This window comes from Streptomyces sp. NPDC002536 (assembly GCF_053594995.1).
Genome location: NZ_JBSFWU010000008.1, coordinates 24,584 through 49,873, shown reverse-complemented (window position 1 = coordinate 49,873; position 25,290 = coordinate 24,584). Strand labels below are relative to the sequence as shown.

The 25,290-nt window shown below is 72.8% G+C and carries 21 protein-coding genes and 1 pseudogene; 5 read left to right on the top strand and 17 right to left on the bottom strand.

Annotated elements, in window-relative coordinates:
• Positions 1-33 precede the first annotated feature (33 nt).
• Positions 34-1,242 (top strand): SLC13 family permease, encoded by a 1,209-nt coding sequence (locus tag ACWD4B_RS05190; protein ID WP_451419478.1) that lies wholly within the window; start codon positions 34-36, stop codon positions 1,240-1,242.
• A gap of 148 nt (positions 1,243-1,390) precedes the next feature.
• Here ACWD4B_RS05190 and ACWD4B_RS05185 read toward each other — a convergent pair whose 3' ends face one another.
• The 12 genes and pseudogenes from ACWD4B_RS05185 to ACWD4B_RS05130 form a co-directional block, all read right to left on the bottom strand.
• Positions 1,391-2,398 carry a YVTN family beta-propeller repeat protein gene (locus ACWD4B_RS05185; protein ID WP_451419530.1) on the bottom strand — a complete coding sequence of 336 codons (1,008 nt, stop codon included), beginning with the start codon at positions 2,396-2,398 and terminating at the stop codon, positions 1,391-1,393.
• Positions 2,399-2,464: 66 nt separating this feature from the next.
• Positions 2,465-3,886 (bottom strand): annotated as a pseudogene (locus tag ACWD4B_RS05180) (alkaline phosphatase family protein); the annotation flags it as partial.
• 153 nt (positions 3,887-4,039) lie between these two features.
• Complete coding sequence (locus ACWD4B_RS05175; protein WP_451419477.1) at positions 4,040-4,918, bottom strand: inositol monophosphatase family protein; 879 nt, start codon at positions 4,916-4,918, stop codon at positions 4,040-4,042.
• Complete coding sequence (locus tag ACWD4B_RS05170; RefSeq protein ID WP_451419476.1) at positions 4,899-5,588, bottom strand: hypothetical protein; 690 nt, start codon at positions 5,586-5,588, stop codon at positions 4,899-4,901. The genes ACWD4B_RS05175 and ACWD4B_RS05170 overlap by 20 nt, the downstream gene beginning before the upstream one ends.
• 20 nt (positions 5,589-5,608) lie before the next feature.
• On the bottom strand, positions 5,609-6,577 hold the full coding sequence (locus ACWD4B_RS05165) for a hypothetical protein (protein ID WP_451419475.1): 969 nt from the start codon (positions 6,575-6,577) through the stop codon (positions 5,609-5,611).
• Between the two features lie 75 nt (positions 6,578-6,652).
• A complete protein-coding gene (locus ACWD4B_RS05160) occupies positions 6,653-7,201 on the bottom strand; it encodes a hypothetical protein (RefSeq protein WP_451419474.1) in 549 nt (182 codons plus the stop codon).
• A 108-nt stretch (positions 7,202-7,309) separates the two neighbouring features.
• On the bottom strand, positions 7,310-8,737 hold the full coding sequence (rox, locus tag ACWD4B_RS05155; RefSeq protein WP_451419473.1) for a rifampin monooxygenase: 1,428 nt from the start codon (positions 8,735-8,737) through the stop codon (positions 7,310-7,312).
• 172 nt (positions 8,738-8,909) lie between these two features.
• Entirely contained in the window at positions 8,910-10,058 is a 1,149-nt protein-coding gene (locus tag ACWD4B_RS05150) for an MFS transporter (RefSeq protein WP_451419472.1), read from the bottom strand.
• Positions 10,059-10,081: 23 nt separating this feature from the next.
• A complete protein-coding gene (locus ACWD4B_RS05145) occupies positions 10,082-11,161 on the bottom strand; it encodes an FAD-dependent oxidoreductase (RefSeq protein ID WP_451419471.1) in 1,080 nt (359 codons plus the stop codon).
• Between the two features lie 21 nt (positions 11,162-11,182).
• Positions 11,183-12,826: a methionine--tRNA ligase gene (locus ACWD4B_RS05140; protein ID WP_451419470.1), complete on the bottom strand. Its 1,644-nt coding sequence runs from the start codon at positions 12,824-12,826 to the stop codon at positions 11,183-11,185.
• 59 nt (positions 12,827-12,885) lie between these two features.
• Positions 12,886-13,236 (bottom strand): cupin domain-containing protein, encoded by a 351-nt coding sequence (locus ACWD4B_RS05135; RefSeq protein ID WP_451419469.1) that lies wholly within the window; start codon positions 13,234-13,236, stop codon positions 12,886-12,888.
• 69 nt (positions 13,237-13,305) lie between these two features.
• Positions 13,306-14,709, bottom strand: a complete 1,404-nt coding sequence (locus ACWD4B_RS05130; RefSeq protein ID WP_451419468.1) for a lysine N(6)-hydroxylase/L-ornithine N(5)-oxygenase family protein — start codon at positions 14,707-14,709, stop codon at positions 13,306-13,308.
• 229 nt (positions 14,710-14,938) lie between these two features.
• Between ACWD4B_RS05130 and ACWD4B_RS05125 the strand changes: the two genes are divergently transcribed.
• The 3 genes from ACWD4B_RS05125 (at position 14,939) to ACWD4B_RS05115 (ending at position 18,704) form a co-directional block, all read left to right on the top strand.
• Positions 14,939-15,625 (top strand): pyridoxamine 5'-phosphate oxidase family protein, encoded by a 687-nt coding sequence (locus ACWD4B_RS05125; RefSeq protein ID WP_451419467.1) that lies wholly within the window; start codon positions 14,939-14,941, stop codon positions 15,623-15,625.
• A gap of 191 nt (positions 15,626-15,816) precedes the next feature.
• Positions 15,817-17,190, top strand: a complete 1,374-nt coding sequence (locus ACWD4B_RS05120) for a diaminobutyrate--2-oxoglutarate transaminase family protein (RefSeq protein ID WP_451419466.1) — start codon at positions 15,817-15,819, stop codon at positions 17,188-17,190.
• Positions 17,187-18,704, top strand: a complete 1,518-nt coding sequence (locus ACWD4B_RS05115; protein ID WP_451419465.1) for a pyridoxal phosphate-dependent decarboxylase family protein — start codon at positions 17,187-17,189, stop codon at positions 18,702-18,704. Before ACWD4B_RS05120 ends, ACWD4B_RS05115 begins: the two co-directional genes overlap by 4 nt.
• A 133-nt stretch (positions 18,705-18,837) precedes the next feature.
• Here ACWD4B_RS05115 and ACWD4B_RS05110 read toward each other — a convergent pair whose 3' ends face one another.
• Both ACWD4B_RS05110 and ACWD4B_RS05105 read right to left on the bottom strand, forming a co-directional pair.
• Positions 18,838-19,413, bottom strand: coding sequence for an HAD family acid phosphatase (locus tag ACWD4B_RS05110; protein ID WP_451419464.1), 576 nt, complete (start codon positions 19,411-19,413; stop codon positions 18,838-18,840).
• Positions 19,414-19,521: 108 nt separating this feature from the next.
• Positions 19,522-19,926, bottom strand: a complete 405-nt coding sequence (locus tag ACWD4B_RS05105; RefSeq protein WP_451419463.1) for an ArsR/SmtB family transcription factor — start codon at positions 19,924-19,926, stop codon at positions 19,522-19,524.
• A gap of 114 nt (positions 19,927-20,040) precedes the next feature.
• On the opposite strand from ACWD4B_RS05105, the gene ACWD4B_RS05100 reads away from it, so the two are divergent.
• Positions 20,041-22,044 (top strand): heavy metal translocating P-type ATPase, encoded by a 2,004-nt coding sequence (locus tag ACWD4B_RS05100; protein WP_451419462.1) that lies wholly within the window; start codon positions 20,041-20,043, stop codon positions 22,042-22,044.
• Between the two features lie 114 nt (positions 22,045-22,158).
• Here ACWD4B_RS05100 and ACWD4B_RS05095 read toward each other — a convergent pair whose 3' ends face one another.
• Genes ACWD4B_RS05095 through gnd form a run of 3 tightly spaced genes read right to left on the bottom strand, consistent with a single transcriptional unit; the run spans position 22,159 to position 25,285 of the window.
• Complete coding sequence (locus ACWD4B_RS05095; RefSeq protein ID WP_451419529.1) at positions 22,159-22,767, bottom strand: histidine phosphatase family protein; 609 nt, start codon at positions 22,765-22,767, stop codon at positions 22,159-22,161.
• A gap of 8 nt (positions 22,768-22,775) precedes the next feature.
• Positions 22,776-24,242 (bottom strand): glucose-6-phosphate dehydrogenase, encoded by a 1,467-nt coding sequence (gene zwf / locus ACWD4B_RS05090; RefSeq protein ID WP_451419461.1) that lies wholly within the window; start codon positions 24,240-24,242, stop codon positions 22,776-22,778.
• Complete coding sequence (gene gnd, locus ACWD4B_RS05085) at positions 24,239-25,285, bottom strand: phosphogluconate dehydrogenase (NAD(+)-dependent, decarboxylating) (protein WP_451419460.1); 1,047 nt, start codon at positions 25,283-25,285, stop codon at positions 24,239-24,241. The genes zwf and gnd overlap by 4 nt, the downstream gene beginning before the upstream one ends.
• Positions 25,286-25,290: the final 5 nt, after the last annotated feature.

The window sequence follows — 25,290 nt, the reverse complement described above, 5'->3', positions numbered from 1 at the left end:
ATGCCCGTGCGACACCCGTGCGATGCTCTGACCATGTATGTTGTCCGGGCCCTGGCCTCCCTGAAGCGTCTCCACAGGCTGGACTGGCTGGCCGGGGGAATCCTGCTCTGCGGTCTGCTGTGCCTCGCAGGCGGCGCGCTGCCCACGGAGCACGCGCGGGACGCGATGGAGAGAATAGCCCCGTTGCTGGCATTTCTCGGCACCGTGATCGTCCTGGCCGAACTGGCCGGGCGGGCCGGTGTGTTCGACGTCGTGGCGACGGGCGTGGCCCGCGCGGGCCGGGGCAGCTACGGCGTGCTGTTCGTGCTGTGCGTCGTGTTCGCCTCGGTGACCACGATGACGCTCAACCTGGACACGACGGCGGTGCTGCTGACCCCGGTCATGCTGGCGCTGGCCTCGCGGGTGGGGATCGCGGCGGTGCCGCTGGCCATGACGACGGTGTGGCTGGCGAACACCGCGAGCCTGCTGCTGCCCGTGTCCAACCTGACCAATCTGCTGGCCGCGGACCGGGTGGCACTCACCCCCATGGGCCTGGCCGCCCGGATGTGGGCTCCCCAACTCGCCGTGATCGCCGTGACCATGGGCTGCCTGTGGCTGTTCTACTGGCGGCCCGGCAGGCGGGGGGCGCAGATCTACGTGCCGCCGGAGCCGTACCGGCCCGCCGACCGGGTGGTGTTCCGGGTCTGCGGGGCGGCCTGCGCCGCCTTCCTGCTGGTGCTCCTGCTCGACGTCGTCCCGCTGTGGGCGGCGTCCGCCTCGGCCGCCACGGTCGTGGTCGCGGTGTACGCGGTGCGGCAGCGGGCGGCGCTGCGCCTGTCCCTGGTTCCGTGGCGCCTGCTGGTCCTCGTTCCGGGGCTGTTCCTGGTCGTGGAGACGCTCGACGTCCATGGACTGCACCGCGTGCTGTCCGCGGCGGTGGGCTCCGACGGCGGGCTGTTCGGCATGTTCCGAGCCGGGGCGGTCGGCGGGGGAATGTCCAACGTCCTGAACAACCTGCCCGTCTACCTGGCCGGCGAGTCCGCCGTCCCGCCGGCCAACCACGACCAGCTCCTGGCGCTGCTGGTCGGCACCAACGCGGGCCCGGTGATCACCCCGTGGGCGTCGCTGGCCACCCTGCTGTGGTTCGAACGCTGCCGGGCGCAGGGGGTGGAGGTGCCGCTGGGACGGTTCATGGGCACCGGCGCGGTGCTCGGGGTGGGGGCGGTACTGGCGGGCACCGTGGCGCTGGCGGTTGCCCCGTAAGGGGCGCGGGGAACTGCGCGACAAGCCCCCACCGGCCCGCGGACGACGCACGACCCCAGGGGTCCGGGGCGAAGCCCCGGGAGCTTCGACTGCGGGCGCTTCGTGGCTGGTCGCGCAGTTCCTCGCGCCCCTTACGGGGCGCGTCCGGTCAGGCGACCACCAGTCCGCTCGGGGAGGCGGCCAGCCCCAGGGGAGCGCTGCCGACGACCTTCAGCGTCCTCGCGTCGATCGCGTCGACCGTGCTGGACGCGTTCGTGGACACCCAGACCGTGTCGCCGACGGCCGTGATGCCCGTCGGTACGTGGGCCACGCGCACCGTGGCGATCACCCGGTGGGTGCGGGCGTCGAGCACGGTCACGGTGTCGTCGTTGGCGCCTGTGACGTAGACGCGCGAGCCGTCCGGGCTCACGGCGACCTGCCAGGGGGTCTTGCCGACGCGGATGCGTTCGCCGGTCCGCCCGCCTGCGGCGTCGACGACGGACAGGGTGTTCTGGAGGGTGTTGACGACGTAGACGTGCTGTCCGTCCGGGTGCACGGCCACGCCGTTGGCCTCTGCCTGGTCGGTCAACGTGTGCCGGACCTCGCCCTGTTCGGCGTCCATCACGGACAGGCCGTCGGAGCAGGTCACGTAGAGCGTCCGCCCGTCGGGACCGGCAGCCACGCAGCGCGGTGCGAGACCGGTCTCCCAGGTGTCGCTGAGCTTGTCGGAGCCGGTGTCGACGACCGAGAGGGAGCGCGATCCGTCGGCTCCGGTGGCCGGGCCGGTGGCGGCGACGTAGAGGTACGCGCCGTCCGGGGAGACCGCCACCCCGTGCGGGAAGAGACCCACGGGGACGGTGGTGACGATGCGGCCCTTCGCGGTGTCCAGGACGGAGACGTTGCTCGCGCCGGAGTTGCTGATGTAGACCTTGCTGCCGTCGGGGGTCCTGGCCGCGCCGAAGGGGTTGGTGCCGGCATAGATGCTGGCCACGAGTTTGTGGCTCGCCGCGTCGACGACGGAGACGGTGTTGCTGACGATGCATGCCGTGTAGACGTGCGGGCCCGTGCGCGGGGCGTTCCCGGACACCGCGTCCTGGGTGCCGGGGAAGTCGGTTCCCGCGGTGCCGTGCGGGAAGTCGTCCTTGTGCGTGGTGGCGTTCTCGACGATGCGGCTCATGGTGTACGGGCGGGGGGCGCCGATCAGGCTCTTCGCTCTGCCGCGCGGTGCCGGGGCGGGCGTGGATCTCGTGCGCGCGTCCGGTTCCTCCTGGTGCGGCGGGCTCTGGTCCTCGCCCGGGATGGTCACCGGCGGCAGTGTGGCGACGTTGTGCTCCGCGTCCCAGAACCGGTCCCTGGTCGGCGGCAGCGGCGGGAAGGCGCGGTCACCGGGCAGGCCGAGCGCGGAGGTGAGGTCGCCGAAGGTCCGGCGTCTCCAGTCGCTGATGTTCGGCTCGCGCACTCCGGTGAGGCGCTCCAGGAAGCGCAGGACGGAGGTGTGGTCGAAGGGCTCGCTCGCCACGAACCCGCCCTGGGTCCACGGCGAGACGATGATGCACGGCACCCGGATGCCGCCCCCGATCGGCTGTCCGCCGACGAACTCGTCCGGCGTGCCCTGCGGCGGCAGCGGCGGGACCACGTGGTCGAACAGGCCGTCGTTCTCGTCGTAGTTGATGATGAACACGGTCCTGCGCCAGACGTCCGGGTTCGCGGCGACGGCGTCCAGCAGCCCGGCGAGGTAGTCGGCACCGGCTGCGGGGAGGTAGTCCGGGTGCTCGCACTGCGGGGACGTGGGGATGATCCAGGACACGGTGGGCAGCCGACCGGCCCGTGCATCGCGTTCGAACGCACCGGCCGGGCCGATGGTCAGACCGTGCTCGTAGAGCGGATCCCCGGGCCGGGCGTCCTGGAAGGCCTGGAAGAACTCCAGGGGGTTGCAGCCGTAGTCGTCCTCCTCCTGGTAGACGTGCCAGGACACGCCCGCCTCGGTCAGCCGCTCCGGGTAGGTCGTCCAGCGGAAGGGCGACGGGATCGAGTTGCTGATGACGGGACCGCCGTGCCGCCCGTTCGGGTCGATCGTCCCCGTCCAGTGGTAGAGCCGGTTCGGCCAGGTCGGGCCGAGGACCGAACAGTGGTAGGCGTCGCAGAGGGTGAAGGACTCGGCCAGGGCGAAGTGGAAGGGGATGTCCTCGCGCCGGTAATAGCCCATGGTGTACGGGCCGTTCCGCTCGCCGTCGGCCTTGCGGTGCGCGGGGAGCCAGTTGTCCATCCGGCCGCCGTTGACCGCGCTGTGCTGCACCGTCCACGCGTGGCTCGTCGAGGGGATGGCCTGCGAGCTGGTGTTCAGGGTGTCGAGGTGGAAGGGCAGGAGGTAGCCGTCGGGGTTGGCCGGGTCCGGCTGGTAGAAGACCGAGCGCCCGCCGGGCAGGGTCACGGCGTGCGGGTCGTCGAAGCCCCGGACCCCGCGCATCGTGCCGAAGTAGTGGTCGAACGACCGGTTCTCCTGCATCAGGATCACGACGTGCTCGATGTCGTCCAGCTTCTCCAGCCGTCCGGGCGCATCCGCCATGGCGCGTCTCAGATTGGGCGGGAGCAGGGTGAGTGCGGCGGCGAGGCCGCCGCCGCCCAGTGTCGATGAGAGCAGCCGCCGACGGGAGAGCTCGGTCATGGTCCACCTCGGTGCCGGGGATCGGGACGCGCGCCAGCACACACCACGCAGCTCTCAGGCACAAGAGGGCACACGCGTCCCATATCCCGGCAGCGGCCGGATCACTTCCCCGAACTCGTCATCGGCTTCCTGCAGTTCAGCAGCGCCTCGTCGTCAGGAGTTCATGCGGCAGCCGTTGACCAGGCCGATCAGATACGACATGTCCTCCGGCCGCCCGGCGACGAAGCTGCGGTCGGTGTCCGGACCGGTGACACCGCCGGGGAACGGCCCCCCGTCCAGGGTGCGGATCTCGACGCCCGCCTCCATGGCGAGCAGTGCCCCGGCCGGCAGGTCGACGGCCTCCGCGCGGTAGCCGACGAACCCGTCGATGTCGCCGCGGGCCAGCATGGACCACGTCAGCAAGGGAGCCCACAGCTGCAGCAGCCGCCGGGAGTTGCGTTCGAGCCCCGCCCGCAGGGTGCGCGCCAGGGGGTCGTCGCGGGCCACCCCGTACCCCTGGGTCCAGCCCAGCAGGGGCCCGGCGGGCGAGGGCGTACGGGAGGCGACCCGCAGGGGCCCGTGCGGCCCCCGGGCCCCGTAACCGTGCAGTGCGGACCACGTCCTGCCGGTGACCGGGTCGTGCACCACGCCGACGACGGGCACGCCGTCCGCGCACAGGGCGATGCCGACGACGCAGGCGGTCAGTCCGATGGCCACGTTGTTGGTGCCGTCCAGCGGATCCACCAGCCACGTACGGCCGTTGGCCGCGGCACCGGCCAGCTCCCCGGCCTCCTCGGCGAGGATCCGGTCGTGCGGGAAGCCCGCCCGGATCCGCTGCACGATGACGTCCTCGGCCATGGTGTCCAGATCGGTGACGACGTCCCCGAGAGACCCCTTGGACCGGACCGCGTACTGCTGGGCGGCCTCGCCCCGGAGGTGCGCGCGCAGCAGCGCGCCGGCCTCGCGCGCGGCGCTCACCGCCAGCCGGTGCTCGGCGGCGAAGCGGGATGCAGGCAGCGGCGGGTCCTGCGCATCATCGGCGGTGAGGAGCATGGATCCTCCTGAGGACGGAGCCCGCGGTGCGGGCGGACTGCTCGGCGTCGCACTGCTGTCGTACCACCCGGTGCCCCGCGCCATGCAGCGGCCCGAGGGAGAGGTCACGGCCGCCCGGCCGGGAGCAGCCCAGCAGCACGGTCGCGGCGCTCCGGCCGGACACGAGGGTGGTGTGGAACTCCCCGGCGGGAAGGGTGTAGACCTCTCCGGCGCCACTGGTCTGCGCCACGCCCGGCTCGTGCGTCACCAGGCGGGGCGTCGGCCGGAGTTCGTCGACTCCCGCGGGATCGCTGACGATCTCGAAGACGCGGTGCGTCGGCTGCTCCTGATGATCCGTCACCTGCACCGGAACGTTGACCACTTGCCCGTACAGCACACAACTGGTCAGGTCCCAGCTGTGGGCATGCACCGGCGACGTGGTCAGTGCGGATGTTGCCTTGTGCGTCCCGTGCGCGTCGGCGCCGAAGACGTGGATGCAGACGCCGCAGCCGCCGTCGCGCTCCACGGGAAAGCAGAGGAAGCCCAGGGGATGCCGGACGGCGCGCATCTCCCGCCGCCCGGCGGCGATGTCGCCGAGCACGGAACGGGCGGCCCGGACCAGCGGCCCCGTTCCGCACCGGCCGTCCACTGCCTGATCGAAGAGCCGGTGGTCCACTGATCGGTCGTCCACGGCGCCTCCCGCTGCGCAGGTCACCTCCGGTAGGGGTTCTCCGCATGCAGCGCCTTGTCGATGATCTCGCCCACATCCGGGTCGGAGAAGGCCGTGGGCAGGGTCAGTCCGATGCTCTCGAAGAGCCGGTGGGCCTCGTCGACGGTGGGCTCCTCGCTCAGCGGCTCGGCGTGGCGCAGATCGACGGTGGCCGCCTGCTCCCGGCTCTGGTGGAGCTCGGTGACGTAGTAGTCGTACAGCGGCCGGTCGCGCTCCACCAGCAGATTGGCCCGTCTCGGATCGTCCTGCGTGATGATGAGGCACGAGTCGGACAGGTCGAACCGCAGCGTCGGAACGCCCGAGGACAGATAGACCTCGGCCTCCAGGGTGTCCAGCCGCTGCCGGTACCAGCAGACGGCGAGCACCGTGGCGAAGGACTCCTTCCGGGCCCGGTCGACGCTCCAGGGGTCGGACGGCATGAAGTCCAGCCGGTGGGCGAAGGTCTGCCGGAACCGCGCGTACGCCGCGCACGCCCGCTCGTCGGACGGATTCACGATGTCGATCTTCATGGACAGGGGGCGGCGGTGGATCCGGGCCTGCTGCACGCAGACCGGCAGGGTCACCGCCCGCAGATACGTCCCCGTCCCGCCCTTGAACACCCAGCGCTCGGTGGTCTGACGGGCCCGGTCCAGCGCCCGTTCCAGATCGCCGCCCGACAGCGACTTCACCATGACCAGGTCCTCGATCGCCCGCTGCGCCCCGGTCGTGGCCTCGCGGATGTCGGCCATCCGGTGCCGCCGCTCGGCGAGGTTGCCGTAGACCAGTGCGCCGAGCACCAGCAGGGTCGCCCCGGAGCCTATGCCCGGCCCGAGATGGTGATCGAAGATCTCCATCAGGCCGATGACCAGGGCCGCGCCCATGGCGACGACCGCGTCCAGGTTCTTGATGGTCCAGGCGACGGCATGCTCGACGCGCCGACCGGCCCCGCCGTTTCCGACTGTCAACGTCAACAACCCTTCCCCCGGGAGGACTTCATCGTAGGAGGGGGCGAAGGGGAGGGGGTAGAGAGCAGGACACCTGCCGGCTCAGGAGGGGCCCTTGCGCGCGGTGACGTAGCTGAACGGCGTGGAGACCCCGGCGCTGTGGTGGCCGGCGGCCGCGAGCGCCATCGCCAGCCGCTCGCGGGGCTTGAGGTCCAGGCCCGCGGTGGCGTGCAGGGCGCCGAGTGCGAACTCGCCCCCGCACCCCACGGCCGCGTATCCGTCGGCCGGTTCGGCTATCTGATAGTCGTCGTAGACGGCGAACAGGCGGCCGTGGACGCCGACGAGGAACGTCCCGGCCTGCTCCTGCTCGGAGTCCTTGCGCGCCCAGCCGCCGTCCTTGAGGCAGGCGCGCAGTCTGTCGACGAACACGGTGGTCATGAACCGGTCCAGGTCGCCCTTGGGCGTGGGTGCCTTGAACGCGTGATGCAGCAGCTGACCCATGCGGAAGCTGGTGGTGAAGCCCATGGCGTAGGGGCCGTTGCGGAAGATCTTCGGATCCCGGCGGACGGTGAGCCTGAGGCCGGCGACACCGGCCGAGTCGCCGCCCAGATGCACCCGCCCGTTGTGCACGAGCCCCACGATCACCGTCATGACGTCCCCCTCCGGCCCTCTGCCGTGCCCCTCTCTCGATACTGCGCCCGAGGAGGCGGACGGAAACAGCGCGCCGGAAGGGGGGTTACGTCATGAAGCGCTGCGCGCTCAGGCGGCGGCAGCCCCGAACCACCGGGACAGCCCGCCGAGCAGATCCTGCTGGTCCTCGCCGACCCACGCCACGTGGCCGTCCGGCCGCAGCAGCACTGCGGGCACGTCCAGTTCGTCGGCGGCGTCGACGACGTGGTCGACGCGGTCCGCCCAGCCCTCCACCGAGAGCCTGCCGGTCCGGTCGAGCAGCAGCCCGCGGCCGCCGTGCATCAGCTCGTAGAGGCGCCCCTGCTGCAGCTTCATGTCCGTCATCCGCCGGCCGAGCAGGTCGTGGCCCTCGCCGAAGTCGTAGCGGACCCCGAGCGCCGTGATCTTCTCGGTCAGATGCCGGTTCACCTCCTCGAAGTCCATCAGTTCCGACACCAGCCGACGCACCGCCTGGGCACCCGGCTCGGTGGACATCAGATGCATCTGCGCGCGGGTGTTGTCCAGCACGTCGGCGGCCACCGGGTGCCGCTCGGCCTGATAGGTGTCCAACAGCCCCTCCGGAGCCCAGCCGTCGACCTCGGCGGCCAGCTTCCAGCCGAGGTTGAACGCGTCCTGGACGCCGAGGTTGAGGCCCTGCCCGCCGGTCGGCGGGTGGATGTGCGCGGCGTCGCCGGCCAGCAGCACCCGGCCGACGCGGTAGCGCTCGGCCTGCCGGGTGGCGTCGCCGAACCGGGACAGCCAGCGCGGCGAGTGCACGCCGAAGTCGGTGCCGGCGACCGCCCGCAGCTGCTGCTTGAACTCCTCGAGAGTCGGCGGGACCGTGCGGTCCTCGGCCAGTCCGTCGGCGGGCACGACGACGCGGTACACACCCTCCCCGAACGGTCCGAGGCCGAACCGCTTCTGGGTCTTGCGGACTTCGGCCACCACCTCCGCCACCGTCTCCGGGGAAACGCCCACCTCCATCTCGCCCAGCAGCGTCTCGACCCTGGTGGGCTCACCGGGGAAGCCGATACCGAGCAGCTTGCGCACCGTGCTGCGGCCGCCGTCGCAGCCGACGAGGTAGCGCGAGCGCAGCTGCGTACCGTCGTTCAGCTCGACGGTCACTCCGTCCTCGTCCTGGCTCAGCCCGGCCAGTGCGCAGCCGCGCCGGATCTCGGCGCCGAGCTCGGTGGCACGCTCGGCCAGCAGACGGTCGGTGACGGGCTGCGGTATGCCCAGGACGTAGGAGTGCGTGGTGTCCAGCTCGGGCGCGGGCTTGGGAATGCCGGCGAAGAAGCCCGCGCTGAGCGGGTACTGCCGGCCGTTCTCGAGGAACCGCTCCAGCAGACCGCGCTGGTCCATCACTTCGATGCTGCGCACGTGCAGGCCGAGCGCGCGGACAAACGCGGCCGGCTCTGCTTCCTTCTCCAGCACGACCACGCGCACGCCGTGCAGTCGCAACTCGCCGGCCAGCATGAGGCCGGTCGGTCCGCCGCCGGCCACGATCACGTCGATCACAAAATCCCCCATTGAACAGGTCGAACGCGGGCCAGCCGCTCTGTGCGTTTCTGGCCTCGGCCGGAGATTCTGCGCCATGACCGGGGCCTTGCCGCAAGGCCCCTAGTACGCTATAAGTTGAGAGTGGCAAGGAGCGGTAGTGCTCCTTGCCTTTGTCGTTCCTGCAGAGTGTTCATGCGGATCCCGGCTCTCTGCCGTATCCGACGGCCGCGACCCCCACGGCAAGTGCGCCGAGCAGCACGGCCGGCAGGGCGAGCCAGGGCGGCGGGCCGAACTGCAGGACCGCGCCGCCCAGCGCGCCGCTCACGGCCATGCCCAGGTAGAGCACGGAGCTGTGCAGGGCGACGGCCAGGGGTCCGCCCGGGCGGGCGAGGAACAGCAGCCGGTGCTGCTGGGGGACGACGTACATCCAGGCGGTGAGCCCCCAGCAGCACATCGCCGCCGCCGCGGCCGGCAGGCTCCGGCACCACCAGGGCAGCAGCGCCAGGTCCGCGGTCATCCCGCCGACCGCGAGCAGCAGCGTGATCCGGCTGCCGAACCGGTCCGTGGCCCAGCCCGCCACCGCGTTGCCGACGAGCGCGCCCAGGCCGAAGACGAGCAGGAGCGCGGCGAGCACGCCGGCCCGGGCCCCGGTGGCGGGTGCCAGGGCGGTCCCGATGTAGGTGTAGACCACCTGTTCCGAGGTGACGGTGAACAGCGAGACCACGAGCACGGCGAGGACCGCGGGGTTCCTGAGCCCGGCGAAGCGCTCGGCGAGCGTGTACCGGGTGCCCGGCGGCAGGGCCGGCAGCCGTGCGGCCACGCCGACGAGTGCCACCAGGCCGAGCACCGCCACACCGCCGAGCGTGGCCCGCCAGCCGAGCGCCCCCGCCGCCAGGGTGCCCAGCGGTACGCCGAGTGCGGTGGCGGTGGTGATCCCGCCGATCACGGCGGCCAGGGCCTTCGCCCGGTGGCGGGGCGGCACCAGGTCCGCGGCCGCCGCCGAGGCCGCGGGCGTGAACCCGGCCGCACCGGCGGCCGCCACGATCCGGCCGAGCACGACCAGCCCGTAGCCGGGGGCGACGGCGGTCAGCGCGTTCCCGGCGGTGAACACCGCCAGCGCGGCGGCCAGTGCGCTCCGGCGGGAGAGCGAGGCGGTGAGCGAGGAGACGACCGGAGCGGACAGGGCGTAGACGGCGGCGAACACGGTGACCAGCTGGCCCGCCGCACCGACCGTGACCCCGAGGTCCCAGGCCAGGTCCGGCAGGACCCCGGCGATCACATAGGCGTCCGTGCCGACGGTGAACGCGGCGGCGGTGAGGATCCACAGGACGGGTGGCACAGGCTTCTCCGGGGTGGGGCGCGTCAGCGGAGGGCGAAGCGCCGCGGGGCCGCACGCCGGCCCTCGACGACGTCGCAGACGAACTCGCCCCATGCGGGGCCGTGTTTGAAGCCGTGCCCGGAGTCGCCGCCGACGATCCAGACGTCGGAGCGGCCCGGATGGCGGTCCAGGAGGAAGTGCTCGTCGGCGGTGAGCGCGTACGAGCACACCTCGCGGTGGGTGACGGGGGAGCCGGCGAGATCGGGCAGGCGGGTACGGAGGTAGGTGCGGAGCGCTTCCGGGGCGTCGGCGGGAACGGGGTCGGCCGGGGCACCGGGCGGCGTCTCCACGTCGGGGACGACCTTGACGCCGTGGGTTCCCACGGCGGGGATGCCGTAGCAGCCGTGGGCCCGGTCCAGCCAGGCGGGTCGGCCGGCGCCCGCCGTCCAGGGGCCCTCGGGCGGCAGGTACCAGCTGTCCTGGCGCACCGGGCGGACAGTGGTCAGCCCGGGGAAGAGCGCGGGCAGCGCGGTGCCGACGGCCCAGACGGTGAGGTCGGTGCGGCAGGGCTCGCCCTCGACGACGGCGGTGCCGCCGTCGGGGCGGGCCGCGGCCCTGAGCAGCACGGCGTTCCGCTCGGCGGCGGATTCCGCGAGTGCGGTCACCGCCCGGCGGGCCAGGAGCACCCCGGCCTCCGGCTCGAACAGGGCCGTGCCGCCGGAGGGTTGGGAGCCGGTGGCGAAGCCGGGGAAGCGGTGGCCGACGGCCGCCGTCGGCAGGACGTCGGCGGGGATGCCCAGGCGGGCGAGGTGCGCGGCGGCGGCCCGTTCCCAGGCGTCGTCCTCCGGCGGGCCGAGGGTGAGCACCCCCGTCGGGAGCAGGAGCCGGCGGCCGGACTCCCGTTCCAGCGCCCGCCATGCGGCCGTTGCACGGTGGGCCAGCTCCGTGTACCAGGAGTCGGCGCCGTGCGCGCAGCGCAGGATGCGGGTCTCGGCGCTCGAAGGGCCCTGCGTCCCCGGCTCGTTGGGGTCGACGACCCGTACGGACCAGGAGCGCAGGGCGAGTGCGCGGGCGACGGAGAGGCCGAAGACGCCCGCTCCGACCACCAGGGCCGTTCTGCTCACTCGAAGCTCACCAGGACCCCGTCACGGCTTCATGACCTGCTCTTCGAGGTCTGCGGGCAGCGCCTCGAAGAAGCGGGCCCCGGTCTCGACGCGCTGCCCGGCGGCGGGCAGGCGCACGCCGTCCCAGTGCGGGGTGCCGGTCTCGCCGAGCGCGGTCCACAGCTGTTCGGCGAACTCCGGCATGACCGGGTGGGCGAGCTGGGCGAGCAGGCGGGCGGCGGCGGCCTCTGCGGCGAGTGCGCCGGCGGTCCGTCCCGCGTCGCGCGTGCGGCTCTGGGCGGCGGCGAAGTCCTGCGCGCAGGTGACGAGTTCGCACAGCAGCCGGGTGGCGCGGCGGGGCGAGAAGGCGGCGGGGGAGTAGGCCTCCAGGCACTGCTCGGCGATGCCCTCCAGCAGGCGGAGGAACCGCTCCTGGGAGGGCAGCGGAGCACCGGCGGGTATCGCGCCGTCGGCCTGGGTGGCGAGCCGGGTGAACAGCCCGGTGAGCCAGGACTGCCAGCGTCCGGCGAGTTCCTGGTCGGCCAGCTCGTGGAAGCGGCTCCAGGTGAAGGACGTCCGCTCGTTCTCGGGCCGGTCATGGGCGAGGACGAACCGTGCGGTGCTCGCGGGGACCGCGGCCAGCAGGTCGTCGGCCCAGATGGCGTGGCGCCTGCTGGTGGAGAACTTGGACGCGCCCAGCTGGTAGAACTCGTTGGTCACCAGCGCCCCGGGCAGCTGGAAGTCGGGGTCGTAGGCCATGAGCAGAGCGGGCTGCAGCAGGGCGTGGAAGTAGCCGTTGTCGAAGCCGAAGAACTGGACGATCCCGGTCTCGGGGTGGTTCCAGACCGTGCGCCACTCCTCGGGGTCCCGGCCCGCAGCGCGCAGGGCCTCGGCCAGCTCCGCGAAGTAGCCGGGCATCATCTCGGCCCAGACGTAGATGCGGTGGTCCTCGAAGCCGGGGACGGGCATGGGCAGGCCCCAGTCGGTGGGGTGGCCGACCGGGATGTCCGGCAGCCCCCGGTCGATCATGTCGGCGCACAGCGCCTCCAGTTGGGGGCTCATCGCGGTGGCCGCGTGGAAGGCGCGCAGCCGCTCGGCGTACTCGCTGAGCGGGAAGACCAGCCGCTCGACGGCGCGTTCCACGGGCCGGCCGCCGCACGCGTTGCACACGGGGGCGATCACGTCGGTGACCCGGTTGGGCAGGGCGCAGTTCTCGCACGAGTTGCCGTCGCTGCCGGCGCCGCAGTGCGGGCACTTGCCGGTGAGGTGCGCCTCGAAGAGGTAGCGGTCGCAGTCGGCGCAGAACAGGGCCTGTTCGGTGCGGACCTGCAGCGCTCCCCGGGCGTGGAGGCGGGCGAAGAACTCGCGGACGAGGTCGGTGTGCAGCTCCGAGCGCCAGGGCCGGACGTAGACGTCGGGGGCGAAACCGGCCGAGTCGAAGATGCGGGCGATCTCGTCGGCGAAGCCCTCCGCCATCTCCAGCGGGTCGCTGCCGTCGCGCCGGGCCTTGGTCGGCACGTAGCTCTGGTGGAGGTCGGAGCCGGTGAGGAACAGGCCCTCCCCGCCGAGGAGCCGGTGGGCCCGGATCCGGATGTCCGCGCCCGAGTACGGGCCCGACAGATGGCCGAGGTGAAGGTCGCCGTTGGGGGTGGGAGGCGCTGCGGTGACCAGGGTGAAGGAGGGCATGTGGGCTCCGGTCGGAAGCGGGGTGCCGGGGCGCGCGGCCCGGGTCGGCACAGGGTGGATCAGAGGTCGATCGGTCCGTGCGGGACGGGCCAGTACACCGAGAGGAAGACCAGCCGCTCGGTGTCACTGGCGTTGCGCACGTGGTGCAGGCTGCCGGCCGGCAGGAGGGCGGTGACCTCGGGGCCGACCTCGCACTCCTCGTCGTCGACGGTGAGGACGCCCCGCCCGGAGAGGAACACGAACATCTCGTGGTCGTCGTGGCTGTGCGGCTCGGTGGCCCCTCCGGGCTCGACGACGGCGCGGCCTACGCCCCAGGGGGCCAGCTCCTCCCCGCCGTGGGGGTAGATCTGCTGGAAGCGGATGCCGTAGGCGTCGACGAGCTGGTCGTCGCCCGTTTTTCTGATCAGCATGGCTGCTCCGGGTTCTCGGGTGGGACGGGGTGCGGACGCGCCCGGCGGTGGCCGGGGCCCGGGCGGCGGTCAGGCCCGGGCGGCGGACCCCGCCGCGCGGCCGGATGCGCCGGCGCCGGCCGGGCCGGGGACCGGGGGGATCCCGAAAGTGGTGAAGGCGGTCCGGGACGGCAGGCGGTGGACCTCCCGGCCGGTCAGCGCGTTGAGGATGACCGCCGACCGCCAGGCCGCGAGCCCGAGGTCCGGTGCGCCGACGCCGTGGGTGTGCCGCTCGGCGTTCTGGACGAAGACCGAGCCGCGGACGGGGCCTTCGAGGACGAGCCGCTGGTCGGCGTCGACCTCCGGCCGTCCGGCGGAGTCCCGCACCAGGAACGGGTCGAGGCCGCGCAGGAGGGCGTCGGCGGGGCGCTCGGCGTAGCCGGTGGCGAGGACGACCGCGTCGGTCACGAGGGTCTCGCGGCCGCCCTCCTGGGTGTGCTCCAGCTCCAGCTCGATGCGGCCGTCCAGGCTGCGGGCGCCGACGACGCCCGTCGCGGGGCGCAGCACGGCGTCGGGCCAGCCGCCGCCGATGGTGCGCCGGTAGAGCTCGTCGTGGATGTCGCCGAGGGTGTCCCCGCTGACCCCCTTGTACAGCTGCCACTGTGCGGGCAGCAGTGTGTCGCGGGTCTGCTCGGGCAGGCGGTGGAAGTAGCGGGTGTAGTCGGGGGTGAACTGCTCCAGGCCCAGCTTGGAGTACTCCATGGGCGCGAAGGCGGGGGAGCGGCTGATCCACTGGATGCCCTCGGCGCCGGCCGGGCGGGCGCGCAGCAGGTCGAGGAAGACCTCGGCGCCGGACTGCCCCGAACCGACGACGGTGATGTGCCGCTTGGCGAGCAGGTCCTGGCGATGTGTCAGGTAGTCGGCGGAGTGGAGGGCGGTGACTGCCGCGTCGGCCACGAGGGGACGGAATACCGCAGGAACGGACGGCTCCGTTCCGATGCCGAGGGCGAGGTTCCGGGTGAACTCCCGGCCCGCCGACACCTCTTCGCCGCCCGCGCTCTCGTAGGTGTGGTCGACGGCGAACGCCTGGCGCTCCTCGTCCCACGCGACGGCGTCGACCTGGTGGCCGAAGCGGCAGTGGGGAAGTGCCTCGGCGGCCCACCGGCAGTAGGCGTCGTACTCGGCCCGGTCGATGTGGAACTTCTCGGCGAAGTAGAACGGGAAGAGCCGCTCGGTGGCCTTGAGGTAGCCGAGGAACGACCAGGGGCTGGCGGGATCGACCAGGCTCACGAGGTCGGCAAGGAAGGGGACTTGGAGCGTGGTGCCCTCGATCAGGAGGCCCGGGTGCCAGCGGAACTCGTGGTTCCGGTCGAAGAACGCAGTGCGCAGGCCGGGGACCCCGTCGGCCAGTGCGGCGAGCGAGAGGTTGAACGGGCCGACTCCCACGCCCAGGAGGTCGAGCGGCTCTGCTGCGGGGTGTGTTTCTGTCGTCATCCCCGTACTTTCGTCATCAAGGCGTCATAAGGCGGGTTCCGTTCGCACACCCTTGCGCAGTCGCGTCCCAATGGCAAGCGTTCCACGGCTACTTGATCAAATACTGGGTTCATGCCCGGTACCGGACCGGGTGATCAGGACCTCCCTTGCCAAAACGCCCCCGGTGCAGGCAATCTGACGCTCGTCTTCGAACGGTTCGTTCGAGTCGCACCGATGAGAAAGCCGCGATATGACCGAGCAGGCGCCGAACGTGCCGCCCGACGTCCTCCCCGAGACCGAACGCACCCGGCACCGACGCCTGCGCGAGCAGGGCAGCCACAGCCGTGCCGATCTCGACGCCGTCCTGCAGGCCGGATTCCTCTGCCACCTCGGCGTGGTGGTGGACGGCACTCCCATGGTGGTGCCGACCGTGTACGGGGCCACCGCCGGAACGCTCTACTTCCACGGCTCGGTCGCCAGCCGCAGCCTGGTCGCCTCGCCGCAGGCACCCGTCTGTGTGACCGTCACCCACGTCGACGGCCTGGTACTGGCCCGCTCCGTCTTCGAGCACGGGGTCAACTACCGCAGCGCCATGGTCTACGGCGTGCCCCGGCTCGTCACCGACCCCGAGGAGAAGCTCGCGGGCCTGCGCCGTCTCACCGAGCACGTCACCCCCGGCCAGTGGGACTACGCGCGCCGGCCCAGCCGCAAGGAACTCGCCGCGACCGCTCTGCTCGCGCTGGATCTGGCGGAGGCCTCGGTGAAGATCCGCACCGGACCGCCGGACGACGGTGACGGCCCCGACGCCGAACTCGGACTCTGGGCAGGCGTCCTGCCGCTCCGTCAGCAATGGGGCGCGCTGGAACCGGACCCGGCGCTGGCCGACGGCATCGGTGCCCCGTCCCACCTCACCGACCGGGAACACAGGCCGTTCTAGGGCGTTGCGCCCCTTGCGGGCCGGGGCCTCGGGAACGTCGACTGCGGGCGCGTCGTGGCTGGTCGCGCCCACGCGGCGGAGCCGCATATGTCAACAGCCCCGCGCCCCTACGGGGCGCAGACCCTGCCCCGCAAACTCGCACCTCGCTCACCGGGCGCCCACCCCTGCCCGGATTCCCAGGAGTTACCGCGATGACCCTCGCCACCGGCACCCCCCACCACACCCGGGACGCCGTCCTGCACCGCCAGCACGCCCGTGAGTCCGCCGCGCGGACCTATGCGCGCACGTTCCCCATCGTCCCGGTCCGTGCCGACGGCATGACGGTGGAAGGCGCGGACGGCCGCCGCTACCTCGACTGCCTCTCCGGCGCGGGGACGCTGGCCCTCGGCCACAACCACCCCGTGGTGCTCGACGCCCTCCGGCGCACCCTCGACAGCGGGGCCCCGCTCCACGTGCTCGACCTGGCCACGGCCGAGAAGGACGACTACACCGGCGCCCTCTTCGAGAACCTGCCCCGGGACTTCGCCGAGAGCGCCAAGGTGCACTTCTGCGGCCCCGCCGGCACGGATGCCGTCGAGGCCGCACTGAAGCTGACCCAGACCGCCACCGGCCGCCGCGGCGTGCTCGCCTTCACTGGGGCCTACCACGGCATGACCGCCGGCGCGCTCGCCGCGACCGGCAACGTCGCCGTGAAGCAACCGCTGCCCACCGGCGGCGAAGTGACCCGCCTGCCCTACCCCTACGCCTACCGCTGCCCCTTCGGCGTCGGCGGCGAACGCGGCGCCGAGCTGTCGGCCGCCTACGTGGAGCGGCTGCTGGACGACCCGTCCGGCGGCGTGCTGCCGCCCGCCGCCATGATCCTCGAAGCGGTCCAGGGCGAGGGCGGCGTCATCCCCGCCCCCGACGGGTGGCTGCGCGAGATGCGGCGGATCACCGCCGAGCGCGGCATCCCCCTCATCGTCGACGAGGTCCAGACCGGGGCCGGGCGCACGGGCGCGATGTGGGCCGTCGAGCACAGCGGGATCGTGCCCGACGTCATGGTGCTCTCCAAGGCCATCGGCGGCAGCCTGCCCATGGCGGTCGTCGTCTACCACGAGGACTACGACGGCTGGCAGCCCGGAGCGCACACCGGCACCTTCCGCGGCAACACCCTCGCCATGGCGGCCGGCGCCGCGACCCTGCGGCACATCGCCGCGGCCGGTCTGGCCGAGCGCGCCGCGGTCGTCGGCGCCCGGATGACGGAACGGCTGACGGCGCTGCGCGGCGAACTCCCCGTGATCGGCGACGTCCGCGGGCGAGGCCTGATGATCGGCGTCGAGTTCGTCGACCCCGGCGGCGCGCCGGACGCCTGCGGCGCACACCCCGCCGCCCCCGAGCTCGCCGCCCGGGTCCGCGCAGGCTGCCTCGCCCGCGGCCTCATCGTCGAACTCGGCGGCCGGCACGACGCCGTGCTCCGCCTGCTGCCGCCCCTGACCATCACCGACGAGCAGGCCGAGGCGGTCCTGGACCGCCTGACGGACGCGATCGCCGAGGCCGCCGCGGCCACGACGGGCGGCCGGCCGTGACCGCACACGCTCACCACGGCATCCCCGACGCCCCGGCCCTGGCCGGAGGCGTCCACGGCCCCGACGCCCTGCGCCCCCTGCTCGCCGCCGTCCTCGACTCCCTCGCCGAAGGAGCACGGCACCGCAACGGCCCGCTGCCGGCGGGCGGACCCGCCGGCGTGGCTGCCCAGGTGGCCGACTCCCTTGCTGCGCAGGGAGATACGGACGCCCTCGCGCACCTCACCACCCTGCTCGCCCGGGGCAGCGCCGACCCCGCCGACCCGGCCTGCGCCGCCCACCTGCACTGCCCGCCGCTCGCCGTGGCCGTCGCCGCCGACCTGGCCGTCAGCGCGCTCAACCCCTCCCAGGACTCCTGGGACCAGGCGCCCGCCGCGACCGAACTGGAAACCGCGCTGGTGCGGGAGCTCGCCGCCCTGGTCGGCTACGACCCGGCGCAGGCCGCGGGCGTGGTGACCTCCGGCGGCACCGAGTCCAACCTGATGGGCCTGATGCTCGCCCGCGACCGGGAACTGAGCCGCGAGAGCGGCCGCCCGACCGAACTGGCGGGCGTGCCAAGTCATCTGACGCCCCGTCTCTTCGCCTCCGCGGCCGCGCACTTCTCCGTGCAGCGGGCGGCCGCGGTGCTCGGCCTCGGCGAGGCGGCGGTGGTCTCCGTCCCCGTCGACGCCGACCTGCGCATGGACCCCGACGCGCTGGAGCAGTGCCTCAAGCAGTCCGTCGCGGAGGGCGAGATCCCGGTGGCGGTCGTGGCGACGGCGGGCACCACCGACACCGGCGGCATCGACCCGCTGCCGCGTATCGCCGATCTCGCCGCCGAGTACGGCGCATGGCTGCACGTGGACGCCGCCTACGGCGGCGGCGCCCTGCTGTCCGACCGCCTGGCCCCCCTGCTCGACGGCCTCGGACGGGCCGACTCCGTCTCCCTGGACTGGCACAAGCTGGGCTGGCAGCCGGCCCCGGCCGGGGTGTTCCTGGTCCGCCGGGCCGAGACGTACGCCCCGCTGGCCCGGCGGGCCGTCTACCTCAACCCCGCCGACGACGAGGAGGCCGGCTACCCCAGCCTGCTGGGACTGTCCCTGCGCACCACCCGCCGCCCCGACGCCTTCAAGATCCTGGCGACGCTGCGGACGCTGGGCAGATCCGGCCTGGGCCGGCTCGTCGACGCCTGCCACGACCTCGCCCGCCACGCGGCCGCGACGGTCGAGGAGCATCCGGCGCTCGAACTGCACACGGCCCCCGTGCTCACCACCGTGGTCTTCCGCTACCGGTCGGCCTCCGCCGACCCGGCCGGGACCGACCGGATCAACGCCGCGCTGCGACGGCGCCTGCTGCACGAGGGCAGGGCCGTGGTCGGCCGCACCGAACTCCCCGGCGAGGGCCCCGGCCGGGTACGGCTGAAGCTCACCCTGCTCAACCCGCACACCACCCCGGCCGAGGTGGATGCGTTGCTGCGCATGGTCGTCGAGGCCGGGGAGGCCGAGGAGGCGTGTCCGGCGGATCCTTGTGCCCCGTAAGGGGCGCCCACCGGCCCGCAGTTGATGCACCGCCCCGGGGGTCGGGGCGAGGCCCCTGGGGAAGTCGACTGCGGGCGTGTCGTGGCTGGTCGCGCAGTTCCCCGCGCCCCTTACGGGGCGCGGGACCGTCCGGTCAGGACAACTGGCCGTTGTAGTCGGGCAGCTTGAAGCCCTTCTCGAAGTAGCCGCCCTCGAAGTCGGTCGAGCGGTTGCCGATGTTGGCGGTGATCGTGTAGCCGTCCCCGGTGAGTTCCTCCCGGCAGCGGGCCTTGCCCTCGCCCTTGCTCTCCCCGTGGTCGCGCGTGCAGACGGCGTCCACGGGGTAGCCGGCGTCCTCCAACTGCTGCTGCGCAGAGGACGAGGAGGTACGGGCGGTGACGAACAGCACGGCCACACCGTGCTCGTTCGCCCACTGGGCCACCTTCAGCACCGGCTTGTTCGCCCGGCCCGCGTGGTAGTACGTCTCCAGCGCGGTGTTGTCGATGTCCAGCACGATGGCCGGCTTCTCGACACCCTCGCCGACACGGTGCTCCAGCCACGGAATCACGGGGGCGACGGCCTGCTCCACGTCGCCCTGCCACGTCTGGTAACCGGGCACCGCCCGTGCCGGAGCGGCCTGCGCCGCGGTGGCGGCGGCCAGCGAAGCGGCCGGCAGCGTGACGGCTGCCAGCGCGGCGAGAGCGGCTATGCGGGACTTCATGACGGACATCGATCCAGGTCCTTCCGGTGAACGGCGTGCCGTTCAAAGATCAACATCGCGAAAGGACGTACGGGCGAATCACAGGTGTCACATATGTGAAGAAGTGCAGGCCGACTGTCAGGAGTTCGGCACGGTGACCGCACCGTCCTCCGGCTCGGCGGCCTGAACGGGAGTGTCGGCAAGGCCGAGTCGCAGATGCTCGACGTGGTAGAGGGCCTGGTCGAGGAGCTCTGCGACGTGGTTGTCATGGAGGGCGTAGACCACGGAGCGGCCCTTGCGGGTGCCCGTGACCAGGCCGAGGTTGCGCAGCAGGCGCAGCTGGTGGGAGCAGGCGGACTGCTCCATGCCCACCGCGGCGGCGAGTTCCGTGGCAGGCAATGAGCCGTCGCGCAGGCGGGCGAGGATCAACAGCCGGGACGGAGTGGCCAGCGCCTGGAGCGTATTGGCCACTTGTGCGGCATTGGTCGCGTCCAGGCGTGCGCGCGGGACGGCGTTCTTCGCGGGAGCGGCTCCATGACCCATGGATTCATGCTACCGGCCCGAATGAATGCATGAATCGATGTTCATCTGTTCCTGTATGTTGGAAGGGCTGGACCCGCTCTCCCTCCCGCATGCGAACGAAGGATCACCGCTGCGATGACCTCCACCCTCACCGGTCCGTCCCCGGTGGTCGACACCGTCCGTGACGTGGCAGCGCCCCGGCGCCGTACCCGGATCCTCGCCCTGCCCGAAGCGCGGTGGGCGGCCGCTGCCCTGGTGCTGTTCCTGATCGCCCTGCCGCTGCAACTGCTCGGTGCCCCGGCGTGGGCGTGGGGCCCGCTGTACGCGCTGACCTACCTCACCGGCGGCTGGGAACCCGGCTGGGCGGGCCTTCAGGCCCTGCGCGAGAAGACCCTCGACGTGGACCTGCTGATGGTCGTGGCCGCGATCGGCGCGGCGGCGATCGGGCAGGTGCTGGACGGCGCGCTGCTGATCGTCATCTTCGCGACCTCCGGCGCCCTGGAAGCGGTCGCCACCGCCCGGACCGCGGACTCGGTGCGCGGTCTGCTCGACCTCGCCCCTGCCACCGCGACCCGCGTCGCCGACGACGGCAGCGAGGAGACGGTGCCGAGTGCGGACCTGCGCATCGGCGACACGATCCTGATCCGGCCAGGTGAACGCGTCGGGGCAGACGGCCGGGTGCTGGACGGGGCGAGCGAGGTCGACCAGGCCACCATCACCGGCGAGCCCCTCCCGGTCACCAAGGAGACCGGGGACGAGGTGTTCGCCGGCACCCTCAACGGCACCGGTGCCCTGCGGGTGAAGGTCGAGCGGGATCCGTCGGACTCGGTGATCGCCCGGATCGTGGCCATGGTCGAGGAGGCCTCCGAGACCAAGGCCCCCACCCAGCTGTTCATCGAGAAGGTCGAACAGCGGTACTCCATCGGCATGGTCGCCGCCACGCTGGCCCTGTTCGCGCTGCCGCTGCTCTTCGGCGCCGCACTCCAGCCCACGCTGTTGCGGGCGATGACCTTCATGATCGTCGCCTCACCGTGCGCGGTCGTGCTCGCGACCATGCCGCCGCTGCTCTCCGCGATCGCCAATGCCGGGCGTCACGGCGTTTTGGTCAAAACCGCCGTGGTGATGGAGCGGCTCGGGCAGGTCGACCAGGTGGCGCTGGACAAGACCGGCACCCTCACCGAAGGCACCCCCCGCGTCACCGACATCCGCCCCCTGCCCGGTTCCGGTCCGGACGAGGAGGCCCTGCTGCTCCTCGCGGCGGCGGCCGAGCACCCCAGCGAGCACCCGCTGGCCCGCGCGATCGTGGACGCCGCCCGCACCCGTGGCCTGACCACCCCCGTGGTGGAGGACTTCGCCTCCGCTCCCGGCACCGGCGTCACCGCCACCGTCGACGGCAAGGCCGTTGCCGTCGGCAGCCCCGCCCGGCTGCTCGACGGACGCGACGACCACCCTGCCGCCGGCCTGGCCGCACAGCTGGAACAGGAAGGCCGCACCGCGGTCCTCGTCGAGGTCGACGGCATCCCGGTCGGCGTGCTCGGCATCGCCGACCGCCTGCGCGACGAAGCCGCCGCGACCGTCGCCGCTCTCGCCACGCTGACGGGCACCGCACCCGTGCTGGTCACCGGCGACAACCCACGCGCCGCCGCCCGCCTCGCCGAGGAAGTCGGCATCACCGACGTCCGCGCAGGTCTGCTGCCCCAGGACAAGGTCACGGCGGTCGACGAGCTGGCGAAGGCCGGACGCAAGGTGCTGGTGGTCGGCGACGGCGTCAACGACGCCCCCGCCCTGGCCGCTGCCCACACCGGCATCGCCATGGGCCGGGCCGGCTCCGACCTCGCCCTGGAGACCGCCGACGCCGTCGTCGTCCGCGACGAACTCGGCACCATCCCCACGGTCGTCGCTCTCTCACGCCGCGCCCGCCGCCTGGTGGTGCAGAACCTGGTCATCGCCTCGGTGTTCATCACCGGCCTGGTCGTCTGGGACCTGGTGGGCACTCTGCCCCTGCCGCTCGGTGTCGCCGGGCACGAGGGCTCGACGGTCATCGTCGGTCTCAACGGCCTGCGCCTGCTGGCCGACGCCGCCTGGCGCCGCGCCCGCGACGGGCAGTCGTGGGGCGGGTGGCCCGGTGGCGTGCAGTGATCCGTTCCAGCAGGGGTGCGAGCTCGATGGTGTGCCGGGTGCGGGACCCGTGGTCGACCCGGTCGGTACGGGCGAGACGGCGGCGCATTGCTCCCGGCAACGCGCCGCAGAGCCTCACCGAAGTCGGGCCGGGATGTTCCACCCGGTGATCACCCGCCGTGCGTGCTCCGTGCCGAGCACGGACAGCGTGGCGGTCCCCAGCCGGTACAGGCCGCCCGCTTCCGTCCCCTGCCCCAGCCAGCGGGCGGTCAGGGCGCGCAGCACGTGGCCGTGGGCGAAGAGGGCGACGTCGCCGCCCGTCTCCTCCAGTGCGGCGCAGGCGCGGGCGAGGACGTTGTCGCAGCGGTTGCCGATCTGGGCGAGCGTTTCACCGGGGCGGTCGGGGCCGTCGGTCGGGACGCCGTCGCGCCACAGGTCCCAACCGGGCCGGGCCTGCTGGATCTGCGCCGTGGTCATGCCCTCGTACGCGCCGTAGTCCCATTCCATGAGCCCCGGCTCCAGTGCCACGCCCGTCCCGCGCGGCAGGCTCAACTCCGCCGTGCGCACCGCGCGTTGCAGCGGGCTGCACAGCACGGCGGTGATGCGCCGCGCGGCGAGGACGGGGGCGAGCGCGCGGGCCTGCGCCTCGCCTTCCGGGGTGAGGGGGACGTCGGTGCGGCCGGTGTGCCGGTCGGTGCGGCTCCATTCGGTCTGGCCGTGCCGGATCAGCAGCAGCTCGCCCATGTCGGTGGTCATCGTTCCTCCGGCAGGTACCAGCGGTAGGGGCGGATCAACCGGTGGACGCTCTCCGGTCCCCAGGATCCGGGCGCGTACGACTGTACCGGCGGAGGGTCGCTGAGCAGCGGGGCGGAGGCCTCCCACAGGCGCTCGATGCCGTCGGAGCTGGTGAACAGCGACTGGTCGCCGAGCATCGCGTCGAGGAGGAGGCGTTCGTAGCCCTCCAGGGCGTGGGCGGTGGTGAAGCAGTCGGTGTACGCGAACACCATCTCGGCCTCGCCGAGGCGCATTTCGGGGCCGGGTTCCTTGGCGAGGAAGCGGGTGGTGATACGGCCGGGGTCGTCGAAGTCGATGACCAGCGCGTTGTGGCGGCCCTCGGCGGTGTCCTGCGTCGTGAGGGGGAACATGCGCAGGGCCGGTTCGCGGAAGCCGAGCGTCACCATGTGCCGTCCCTGGCCCAGGGCCTTGCCCGAGCGCAGGTAGAAGGGCACTCCGGCCCAGCGCCAGTTGTCCAGTTCCACGCGCAGGGCGGCGAACGTCTCGGTGTCGGAGCGCGGGTCGACACCGGGTTCGTCGCGGTACCCCTCGTACTGGCCGCGCACGACGTGCGCCGGATCCAGGGGGCGCAGGGCGGCGAAGACCTTGTCCTTCTCCTGCCGCAGGGAACGGGCGGTGAGGGCGGCGGGGGGTTCCATCGCCACGAAACCGAGGATCTGGAAGAGATGGGTGACGATCATGTCGCGGAAGGTGCCGGTTCCCTCGAAGAAGCCGGCCCGGCCCTCGATGGTGAGCTGCTCCGGTACGTCGATCTGCACGTGGCTGATGTGGTTGCGGTTCCAGACGGGTTCGAAGAGGCCGTTGGCGAACCGGAGGGCGAGGATGTTGTCGACGGACTCCTTGCCGAGGAAGTGGTCGATGCGGAAGACCCGGGACTCGTCGAAGACGGCGTGGATGGTCGCGTCGAGCGCGCGAGCCGACGCCAGGTCCGTGCCGAAGGGCTTCTCCACGATCAGCCTGCCGCCCTCGGCCAGGCCGGACGAGCCGAGTTCGCCCACCACGGAGGGGAACGCCTTCGGCGGCACCGCCAGGTGGAAGAGCCGGCGCGGGCTGCCGCCGACGGCCTGCTCGGCCTCGTGCACGGCCGCCAGGAGCGGACCGGTGGCGTCCGGGTCGGCGGCGCCGAAGGACAGCGCGTCCTCGAACTCCCGCCAGGCCGGGCCCTCGGGCCGGGCGCTGCCGAACTCGGCGACCGCCTCCCGGGCGTGCTTGCGGAACTCTTCGGTACCGAGCGCCTCGGTGGCCGGCGCCGAGCCGACGATGCGGTACCGGGCGGGCATCAGCCCGGCGCGGGCGAGGTGGAACAGGCCCGGCAGGAGCTTGCGCCGGGCCAGGTCGCCCGTCGCACCGAAGAGCACGACGACGTGGTCCTCGGGGAGCGGGCCGTGCCGCTCGGCGGAACGGGCCGGGCCGGTGCCGGTCACGGCTGCTCCTTCTCCGCCTTCTTCTCGGCGTGGCCCCCGAATTCGCTGCGCATCGCGGAGAGCACCTTGCCGGTGAACTCGTCCAGCCCGCGCGAGGCGTAGCGCTGGTTGAGCGCCGCACCGATGCACGGGGCGGGGACGCTCTCGTCGATCGCCGCCTGCACCGTCCAGCGGCCCTCGCCGGAGTCGGAGACCCGGCCGGTGAAGGCGTCGAGCCCGGGGGAGCGGGCGAGCGCATCGGCGACCAGGTCGACCAGCCAGGAGCCGACGACCGAGCCGCGGCGCCACACCTCGGCGACCTCGCCCACGTCGATCTCGTACCGGTAGGCGTCGGGGTCGCGCAGCGGGGCGGTCTCCGCGTCGACGGTGCGGCCGCTCAGGCCCGCGTCGGCGTGCCGGATGATGCTGAGGCCCTCGGCGATGGCGGCCATCATCCCGTACTCGACGCCGTTGTGGACCATCTTCACGAAGTGCCCGGCGCCGCTGGGGCCGCAGTGCAGATAACCCTCGGGAGCCGTTCCGCCGGCCCGGGTCCGGCCGGGGGTGGGCTCGGCGCTGCCGGTGCCGGGGGCGATGGTACGGAAGACCGGGTCCAGCCGGGTCACGGCCTTCCCGTCGCCGCCGATCATCAGGCAGTAGCCGCGGTCGAGGCCCCAGACGCCGCCGGAGGTGCCGCAGTCCACGTAGTGGATGCCGTGCCGGGCGAGCCGGCCGGCCCGGGTGATGTCGTCGAGGTAGAAGGAGTTCCCGCCGTCGACGACGATGTCGTCGGCGTCCAGCAGGGGCACGAGCTCGTCGAGCGTGGACTCCACCGCTCCGGCGGGCACCATCAGCCAGACGCTGCGGGGGCGCTCCAGCGCCGCGGCCAGCTCCTCGAGCGAGAAGGCCGCGGTCGCGCCCTCCTTCTCCAGGGCCTGGACCGCGTCGCGGCCGATGTCGTTGACGACGCAACGGTGGCCGTCGCGCATGAGCCGCCGCACCAGGTTGGCGCCCATCCGGCCGAGCCCGACCATTCCGATCTGCAGGGGCGAGTCCGTGGTCATGGCTG